Genomic DNA, 8,834 nt, shown 5'->3' with positions numbered 1-8,834 from the left:
GGGAACTAATTCCGTAGATTGGAAGGAAACCGAAACGTAAAATCCCGACGCTTTTTGGATAATTCGAGCTTGTTTAGGCTCAAACCCGGACGGGTACTTTCTGGATTTCCTAATCCGAATTTTTCCCAATTGTGGAAAATTTAAGTATTCGTCACCTAAGAAGTTTTTTGACAGCGCAGGAAAAACCAAACTCCGCATCTTTTTCTTAAATCTAGGAAAGCCGAAGCCTTTCGATTTTATATGGTCAAAAGCTTTATCTAAAGTTTTTAAGACTTGCTGTAAGACTTGAGCGTTAACCGTCTTTAATATCGGGTAAACTTTTTTAGCTTCCGTTAGATTTTTAGCTTGAACGAAGTAATTAGGATAGGGTTCATCCGCAGGAATTATGTACTCGGAAACTAGCGAACAACGATCCGCAAGACACTTTCGAGAGTTTAACCAATCTTTCCGTTCCGAGAGCGCGTAATTATCAACGCTCTTACAAACATCAAGAATGTGGATGATCTCCCGTTCCTGTTGTCTGTTTACCTTTAGTTTGTACTGGTAGGTAAGCGTTATCACTGTCGTTCGTTTCGTGATGTACAATTAGATTGTAACACTTACCGCCTAATATGTCAACTGATTACAATCATGGATTTCGCTCCGTTTATAGACTTACCGCTCACGTCGTATTCGTCATCAAATACCGGCCATCGCTATTAACGATGAAATCTTAGCCCGACTTAAAGAAATCTTTGCGTCAACGCTCACGAAATGGGACAGCACATTACTTGATTTCAACGGTGAATCGGATTACGTTCACCTGATTATTGATTACAAACCTGACATCGCTTTATCCAAATTAATCGCTAACCTTAAAACAGTTAGTAGTCGCTTAATTAGAAAGGAATTTCTGGATTTGGCGGCCAAGTATTTCGACAATAAACCTTATTTTTGGACGGGAGCTTATTTCGTGGCTAGTTGTGGCGGCGTTACTGTCGAACAACTAAAAAAATACGTCGAGAACCAAAACTCCCCAAAAGTGGAAACGCTACCGCGTTAGTTTCATTCCGGTGGCGATTTATCTCCCGTTAACTGCGTAGCGGTTTAACGGGATTCCTCTCGCTCCAATTATAGATGATTTAACCGGGCAATTAGGCAATATTACAGCCTTTCTCGCCCGACTAGGATTCCTTCATCGCTTGTTTTTTCTCCGCCTTCAGGTCGCGACTGCTGGCGGCGGCAATTTCTGCATCCATCAGGGTGCGTCCGGTGGCCGCCAGATAGACATCATCGAGACTAGGACGGGATTGGGCCATGCTAAACACGGGTAATCCCGATTCGGCTAGGGTTTGTTCAATTTTGCTTAAAGGATTGCTATTGGCCGTGACGATGAGATTCAGGGAGTTACCCTGGGCGGTATTGACGATCACTTCCTCGACAAAAGGCAGACGAGATAATAACTCTTTCGCTTTTAGAGCCTCTTCCTCTGGGGAAAATTCTCGCACTTTTAGGGTAATGCGATCGCCCCCCAGTTGCTCCTTCAGTTGTGAGGGGGTACCGCGAGCGATGACGATACCATTGTCGATAATTGCCAAGTTATCGGCCAAAGCGTCGATTTCTTCGAGATAATGGCTCGTAATTAATACACTGGTTCCAGCCGCCCGCAATTGTCGCAGAAAATCCCAGACAATCAAACGACTTTCGATATCGAGTCCCACAGTCGGTTCATCCAGCACCAAAACCTCCGGCTGATGCAGTAATCCCGCCGCTAAATCCAGCCGTTTTTTGATGCCGCCGGAATAGGTTCCTGTTTTTTTGTCGGCGTATTCCTCTAATCCTAAAAGATTTATTAATTCTTTGATGCGCTCTCTTGACTTTTGAGCGGGAATGTGATAGAGAGCCGCTTGTAGTTGCAACAGTTCCCGGCCGGTGAGCATTTTATCGAGGGCGACTTCTTGGGCAACGTAACCCAGGCGTTTACGGGCGGATTTGGGGTTATTCAGGGCATCGACACCCCCCACCTCGATTTTGCCGCCATCGGGTTTAGCAAGGGTACAAAGACAGCGAATCGTGGTGGTTTTCCCCGCACCATTGGGACCGAGTAAACCGAAGATTTCTGCCGCTGCCACGGTAAAGGAGATATCTTTAACCGCTGCTGTCTGACCGTAGGATTTTTTTAAGTTTTTGATCGCCACCGCAAGGGTCATAAGCTGATTTTCGCCCACTTGAGCGAGACAATTTTTTTGTTAACTTTCTCGGTCTATTTTAACCCAGATTCCCCACTGCAAAATCTAGTACAGCTTTGTTTATAGCGTTTTTCAGTCTGCTGAGGTACAAAAGTGATGGGTTTTAGGCAAAAGGCAGAAGGCAAAAGGGAAGAAAAATAGGTGTACCTCACTAGCTTAGGAAACGCTATATCTTTTTTGATCAAGATAAACTTTGACGGGATTTGGCCTCATCCCCAGAGAACCGGCTGCTGTTCCGGCGTTGCCTGTTCCTTGATCCACCTCGACCCCTTTAGATGCTCGGGCAACTTATTGGGACAGCAGTGTTCATGTTAACTTAAATTAACTTTGTTGGCAAAAGTGAATCGGAACAAGGGTTTTTCTCTAAAATGATAATGATTATCGTTCTAATTAAGGAGAGAAATCATGGTTCTACAGGTCTCTGGGGTAGGATTAGTTTGTGCTGACAATAAAAGCCGCGAAAAAAGCACTAAATCTCTATTTATCGCTGTTAGCTTCATTTTATCGCTTCCTTTCGCCCTGTTAACGGTGGCTAAGGCTGAAGAGCCTGCCATTGGTCAGAGTTTGCCAGAATTTTATATCGGGGTGGATAATCAAATCACCTTAACTCGGGGCATCTATGCGGGATTAGCCAATCCTAACTATAACCGGTTAACTCTTCTGGTTGCTCACCGAGAGGGAACCCCTCATTTTCACGGTATCGGCACTTACAGTTATTCCGGCCCGTCTAGTAATCCGGTAGTTAATCCCACTAACACCAATAATCGCATTCCTGAGACTTCTACAGGATTGCCTCCTCTCTCCTTAATTGCAGGAAAAGGAATTTTTCAGAATAGTTTTGTTAGTGGTGCCACTGGGGAGGAATATAGCAATTTACTGATGCAATCAGTGGCAACTATTAATAATTCCTCTGACTTGGGAGAACAAGCTCTTTTTAACAGTTCTGGGGGACGGTGGAATCGGTCTTTAGGTAATGCCAACCTATCCTTGCAACTGTTAGAGATTAGTGATGGATTAACAGTAGCTAACTCTTTAGGACAGACAATTTTAGCTAATGCTGGAGATATCTATGCGATCGGGACTGGTGATAACTTCTCCTTTTTACCGAAGTTTCTTGCCTCTCGACCGGGAAAATATTCAGCCAGTTTTAAGCTGGTAGATCTTAGCCTTTCTTGGGGAGAGTCAGGAATTTTTAACCTAGATTTTCAAACAGTTCCCGAACCATCAACTCTGATCGCCTTAATACTGTTCGGGTCAATTTTATTAACTCGATCGAGTAGTAAAAACTAAAACCAATCGGTTTTGGAGAGAGCCAACTTATCTCCAAAACCGCTCTAGATCGAGATCGGCTTTGTTGAAATAGGAAACAGGGATTATTCCCTAAAAAACTAGCAACTTTTTTGACTATAATAACGACAAGATTATCAGTATAGTTTTAGACTATCCTAGGATAAGCCCTATCTCGATCGCAATATATATTTATGAAATTTAGTGAAATTGCCCAAAAATTAAGTCCTTTAGTACAATCCCAGAGTTTGACCGCCTATCCCGACAGAAATCCCCAAATTAAAGCCATAACTCCCATCGAAACCGCCCTAGTCGATACCATTAGCTATATCGAAGGGGGAAAATTTGCTTCCTTTGTCGCCAAAACTGACGCTACTGCCCTAATTCTGCCCCTGGATAGCAATTTACAACAACAGGCCGACGAACGCGGCATCGCTTGGTTAGCTAGTGCCAATCCCCGACTTTTATTCGCCCACGCCATCAAATTATTTTATCAACCCTTTCAGCCCCAACCCTACATTCACGCCACCGCCGTGGTGCATCCATCGGCTAAAATCGGCCATAAAGTCGCCATCGGGGCCCATGCCGTGGTAGAAGCCAATGTCACCCTCGGTGATGGTGTTTGCATTCATCCTAACGCCGTTGTTTACCCCGGGGTGCATATTGGTGATCGCACAATTCTCCACGCTAACTGTACCATCCATGAACGGGTACAAATCGGCAATGATTGCGTTATCCACAGTGGTGCTGTTATCGGTGCTGAGGGCTTCGGTTTTGTGCCGGTTCCCGAAGGCTGGTTTAAGATGGAACAATCCGGTATCGTGGTCTTGGAAGATGGGGTAGAAATTGGCTGTAATAGCACCGTGGATCGCCCGGCAGTGGGAGAAACCCGCATCGGTAGCCAGACTAAGATCGATAATCTCGTCCATATTGCCCATAATTGCCAAATTGGCCAAGCCTGCGCCCTAGCAGGACAGGTAGGCATGGCAGGAGGCGTAAAAGTGGGCAATCGTGTTATTTTAGCGGGACAGGTGGGCATTGCCAATCAAGCGGCGATCGGGGATGGTGCGATCGCAACCGCCCAAACTGGCATTCACAACGATATCGGGGCAGGAGAAGTGGTTTCTGGTTCTCCCGCTATGCCGCATAAACTATTCCTCAAGGTAGCAGCTGCTTACAAGCGTTTACCCGAAATCTATCAAGCGGTTAAGCAGTTGAAAAAATAGCCCTATTCAGGGGACAGGAGACAGGAGACTCCGAGACAGGAGACAGGAGATTATTTCTATTTATTCTCCCCTCTCCCCACTTCCCCACTTCCCCACTTCCCCACACCCCACACCCCCATCTCCCCACTGATAACTGATAACTGATAACTGATAACTGAATCAAAGTGACTGGCAAAAGCAAGGGCGCTATCGCCGCAGGACATCCAAAAACTGCCGAAGCTGGACAATTAATCTTAGAAATGGGCGGAAATGCCTTCGACGCGATAGTTGGCTCGATTTTAGCGGCTTTCGTGGTCGAATTCACCCTCGCTTCGGCGGGGGGCGGCGGTTTTTTACTAGCACATACCAAAGAAAAAGTCAATACCCTTTTTGATTTTTTTTGTCAAACTCCAAAATATAAAAAACCCTTGACAAATATCGACTTTTACCCTGTGGCGATCAATTTTGGTGGTGCTAGTCAAGATTTTCACATTGGCCGAGGTGCGATCGCGACTCCTGGGGCGTTACGGGGGTTGGAAACAGTGCAGAAAAAACTAGGAAAATTGCCCTTTGCCGTGGTAGCGGAACCAGCGCTCGAATATGCTCGTCAAGGCTACATTTTGAGCCAATATAACGGCTTTTGCCTGGGTTTACTCGCTTCGATCCTGCTCAAAGATAGAGAGGGTTTAAAAGTCTATGCCCCACAAGGAAAACTCCTCCAAGCTGGCGATCGCTGTGTGATGAGGGATTTTGCCAACAGCTTAGAGGAATTAAGCAAAAAAGGTGTAAAAGACTTTTATGAGGGAGAAATCGCCCACCAAATCGCCAAGGATATGCAGGAGGGTGGTTATCTCACCCTAGAGGATTTAAATCATTACCAAGTCCTTGAGAGAAAACCCCTAAAAACCCAATATCGGGGTTACGAAATACTGACTAATCCGCCTCCTAGTTCTGGGGGAATTCTCCTAGCTTTTGCCCTAAAATTACTAGAAGCAGTTAATTTATCGGCTTTAGAGCATCTAGGAGCCAAACATCTGCAAATTTTAACGGAGGTGATGGCCTTAACCAATCAAGCGCGCGCCCAAGGCTACGATAATTTTATCTATCAGGAGGGAATTGAAGATAAATTCCTCTCGTCGGAATTTTTAGGCAAATATCCCAATAAATGGGGCAGTACCACCCATATTAGTGTTATCGATCAAGAGGGCAATGCGGCCAGTGCCACCTTTTCCAACGGGGAAGGATCGGCTTATACCGTGCCGGGGACGGGAATTATGCTCAATAATATGATCGGGGAAGCGGACTTAAATCCCTTTGGTTTTCACAATTGGCCCGTTGATCGTCGTTTATCCTCAATGATGTCCCCGACGATGATTTTAGAGGAAGGAAAGCCGCGATTTGTTCTCGGTTCTGGGGGTTCCAATCGCATTCGCACCGCTATTTTGCAGGTTATTAGCAATTTAATCGATTTTCGGCAATCTTTAGCCGCTGCGATCGCTGCCTCGCGCATACATTGGGAAAATCAACAATTAGGAATTGAACCTTTAGAAGATCGGGAAAATATGCTCAAAAATCTGGTTTTACCCGCAAATACTCAAGTATCCCGTTGGCAAGAACAAAATATGTTTTTTGGGGGTGTGCATGGGGTGGCAGTGAATGATCGGGGGGAATTAACCGCTACGGGCGATCCGCGTCGGGATGGAGTAGGATTAGTGATTAGTAATTAGTAATCGGCCAACATAGTGGTGTGAGCTTATTTACTTCTTATCGTTTACTGTTTACTTTCGAGATACTCATGTTGCTCTTGCGTTATGGTATTACCGTGAGTGCGGTGCTTGGGTTGATTTTCTTGGCTGAATCCTCGGTTAAGGCACAAACTCAGTCCGCTGCCGATTTATTGAAGAAACCCCAACCTACTGTCAATCCAGTTTCTCAATTACCCGGTCCATCGGCGGCACCGGCAACCACGGAAGCGGATCCCAAAGCCCCTAATTATCTTAATCCTAGTGGCAATCCGCTAATTTTTCCCACCAAACCAGATGAGGTGAATATTAGGGTAGTACAACCGATCACCTTAAATCAAGCGATCGAATTAGCTTTAAAAAATAATCAGACCTTACAGACAGCCCGGGTCGATTTAGAAATCGCTCGCGCCCAATTAAAGGAACAACAGGCGGCTTTATTACCCACGGCCCAAGCGGAAACCAGTCTCACTCAAGATCAATCGGCAGCTGCCCAAAGACAGAATAATTTGGCTCGTCAACAGGGAATCCCAGCAGTTACACCCGAAGATAGTACCACCCTTCAGGGTAGTGTTCGCATCGTCTATGGGGTTTATACAGGGGGTGAACGGGCAGCCCAGATCAAAAGGGCCGAAAAAGTGATCCGGCAACAGGAATTAGAGGTGGAACGAGTCTCGGAACAAACTCGTTTTGATGCCACCGATGCCTATTATGAATTACAGAGGGGTGATGCCCAAGTAGCGATCTCCCAAGCCTCGATCGAAGATGCTAGTCAAAGTTTACGGGATGCTCTATTATTGGAGCAAGCGGGACTAGGAACCCGATTTGCTGTCCTACAGGCGGAAGTTGACCTCGCTAACGCTAACCAAGACTTAACCCGGGCGATTTCTAACCAGCGTATTTCCAGACGGCGACTGGCACAGATATTGAGTGTCGGTCAGCACATCGAGTTAACCGCTGCCGATGAGATTCGCGAGGCGGGAACTTGGGGACTGAGTCTTGATGATAGTATCGTTTTGGCCTATAAAAATCGTGCGGAATTAGAACAACAACTCTTACAACGGGAAATTAGCGAACAGGATCGCTCGATCGCCATTTCGGCGGTGATTCCCCAAGTGGACCTTTTGGGCGAGTATAATGTCCTTAACGATCTCAGTGATGAAGCTGGTTTTGGCGATGGTTTTAGCGTTGGCGGCCGGATTCGCTGGACTTTTTTTGATGGTGGTAGTGCTTTTGCTCGCGCCCGTCAAGCGGAAAGAAATATCGATCGCGCCGATACGGAATTCTCCCTCCGTCGCAATGAAATTCGCCTTCAGGTGGAGGAATCCTACTATAGTTTGATTTCTAACCAAGAAAACATCAAAACTTCGCAAAAAAGCATTGAATCTGCCACGGAAAGTCTGAGATTAGCCCGTTTACGCTTTCAGGCGGGTGTGGGAACCCAAACGGATGTGATCAACTCCCAACGGGATTTAACCGATGCCAGAAGCCGTTATCTACAGGCGATCGTCGATTACAATAGATCCTTGAATAGTCTCCAGCGAGCGATTAGTAATTTACCAGATAATCGTTTGTTTGAAGTGCGTTAATTGTGGGATTTATCGAGGTGTGGTGTGGGGGGAGATGGCCAAATCTCCCCTATTTTAACGAGTTTCGATGATTCTAATCTGTTGTTCCCGCAATTGCTGCAGGGTGGGAGTTTCCTGTCGATTTTGCACCTGCGGACGCAGATTATTACAACGAGAGGAATTAATGCTACCGCATTGATTTTCGATCGTGTTCAGTCGGCGCTGCTCGATTTGGGGACTGGTGCGAAAGTCTAATTGCTGATTGTATTGGGGATATTTTTGGTAAGCGCAGGATTCAGCCTCAGCTAAACAACGCTCACTGATAGGCAATTGAGCCACGACTAGGTTGCCGCTAACGCAAACCCAACCCAGACCCAGAAACAAACCTGATAATAAAGAATTTTTAGTGATCATCGCCAATATACCTCGCCGATCAAAAAATATGTTCTCAGGATTGGCGGCCATGACGGTAATTGCCCAGCAGATTCTCGGTCATGATTCCACCTCTTTTATTTTAGTCAATTTTTCTGGCCCCGCCCACGATAGCTGAAACCCACATTCCGCACCCTCAACTGTCACATAAGCTGTCCCCCTCCAGAGACTTGAGTAAAAATACTTAGCTGGTGAAGGTTTTCTCGGTGGCCGCTAGGGGGGTCTTGAGAACCCTAATTATGAAAAAATAGGAATTGTTGGAAAACTGAGGCGAGTGGACTGTTCGACCATGAATCAATCAACAGAAATTGAAGTCAAAAATCTAGACCATCTGGGATTAGTAGCCGGAATTATCGATGAAATAGGAATCGT

At 45.9% G+C, this 8,834-nt stretch carries 8 protein-coding genes; 5 read left to right on the top strand and 3 right to left on the bottom strand.

The annotated features are described in order from the left end of the window. Positions 1-561 (bottom strand): RNA-guided endonuclease InsQ/TnpB family protein (locus IM456_RS18570; RefSeq protein ID WP_287706967.1); only part of this gene is annotated, 561 nt, incomplete at its 3' end. A 109-nt stretch (positions 562-670) separates the two neighbouring features. On the opposite strand from IM456_RS18570, the gene tnpA reads away from it, so the two are divergent. Next, a complete protein-coding gene (gene tnpA, locus IM456_RS18565) occupies positions 671-1,042 on the top strand; it encodes an IS200/IS605 family transposase (RefSeq protein WP_353737709.1) in 372 nt (123 codons plus the stop codon). Positions 1,043-1,163: 121 nt separating this feature from the next. On the opposite strand, the gene IM456_RS18560 is transcribed toward tnpA, so the two are convergent. After that, a complete protein-coding gene (locus IM456_RS18560) occupies positions 1,164-2,189 on the bottom strand; it encodes a daunorubicin resistance protein DrrA family ABC transporter ATP-binding protein (RefSeq protein ID WP_002783999.1) in 1,026 nt (341 codons plus the stop codon). Positions 2,190-2,633: 444 nt separating this feature from the next. Here IM456_RS18560 and IM456_RS18555 point away from each other — a divergent pair, with 444 nt between their 5' ends. From IM456_RS18555 to IM456_RS18540, 4 genes are all read left to right on the top strand, one after another. Beyond that, a complete protein-coding gene (locus IM456_RS18555) occupies positions 2,634-3,518 on the top strand; it encodes an all3515 family Zur-repressed PEP-CTERM protein (RefSeq protein ID WP_149986943.1) in 885 nt (294 codons plus the stop codon). A gap of 191 nt (positions 3,519-3,709) precedes the next feature. Further along, a complete protein-coding gene (gene lpxD, locus IM456_RS18550) occupies positions 3,710-4,741 on the top strand; it encodes a UDP-3-O-(3-hydroxymyristoyl)glucosamine N-acyltransferase (RefSeq protein ID WP_149986942.1) in 1,032 nt (343 codons plus the stop codon). Between the two features lie 164 nt (positions 4,742-4,905). Further along, the gene (gene ggt / locus IM456_RS18545) at positions 4,906-6,447 is read left to right on the top strand and encodes a gamma-glutamyltransferase (RefSeq protein ID WP_287693047.1); all 1,542 of its coding nucleotides are present in this window, start codon (positions 4,906-4,908) and stop codon (positions 6,445-6,447) included. A 68-nt stretch (positions 6,448-6,515) separates the two neighbouring features. Beyond that, positions 6,516-8,051 carry a TolC family protein gene (locus tag IM456_RS18540; protein ID WP_149986970.1) on the top strand — a complete coding sequence of 512 codons (1,536 nt, stop codon included), beginning with the start codon at positions 6,516-6,518 and terminating at the stop codon, positions 8,049-8,051. A gap of 54 nt (positions 8,052-8,105) precedes the next feature. On the opposite strand, the gene IM456_RS18535 is transcribed toward IM456_RS18540, so the two are convergent. Beyond that, positions 8,106-8,444, bottom strand: coding sequence for a hypothetical protein (locus tag IM456_RS18535; protein WP_149986940.1), 339 nt, complete (start codon positions 8,442-8,444; stop codon positions 8,106-8,108). Positions 8,445-8,834: the final 390 nt, after the last annotated feature.

The organism is Microcystis sp. M079S1 (genome assembly GCF_020246425.1).
In the GTDB taxonomy this organism is placed as follows: domain Bacteria; phylum Cyanobacteriota; class Cyanobacteriia; order Cyanobacteriales; family Microcystaceae; genus Microcystis; species Microcystis aeruginosa.
Note: the sequence above shows the minus strand (reverse complement) of the source record. Positions and strands in the feature narration are given on the sequence as shown.

What these genes read in the sequence shown, in the direction of transcription:
- IM456_RS18540 (WP_149986970.1), top strand. Translation starts at nt 6,516, where the DNA reads ATGTTGCTCTTGCGTTATGGTATTACCGTGAGTGCGGTGCTTGGGTTG.
- lpxD (WP_149986942.1), top strand. Translation starts at nt 3,710, where the DNA reads ATGAAATTTAGTGAAATTGCCCAAAAATTAAGTCCTTTAGTACAATCC.
- IM456_RS18555 (WP_149986943.1), top strand. Translation starts at nt 2,634, where the DNA reads ATGGTTCTACAGGTCTCTGGGGTAGGATTAGTTTGTGCTGACAATAAA.
- IM456_RS18535 (WP_149986940.1), bottom strand. Translation starts at nt 8,444, where the DNA reads ATGATCACTAAAAATTCTTTATTATCAGGTTTGTTTCTGGGTCTGGGT.
- IM456_RS18560 (WP_002783999.1), bottom strand. Translation starts at nt 2,189, where the DNA reads ATGACCCTTGCGGTGGCGATCAAAAACTTAAAAAAATCCTACGGTCAG.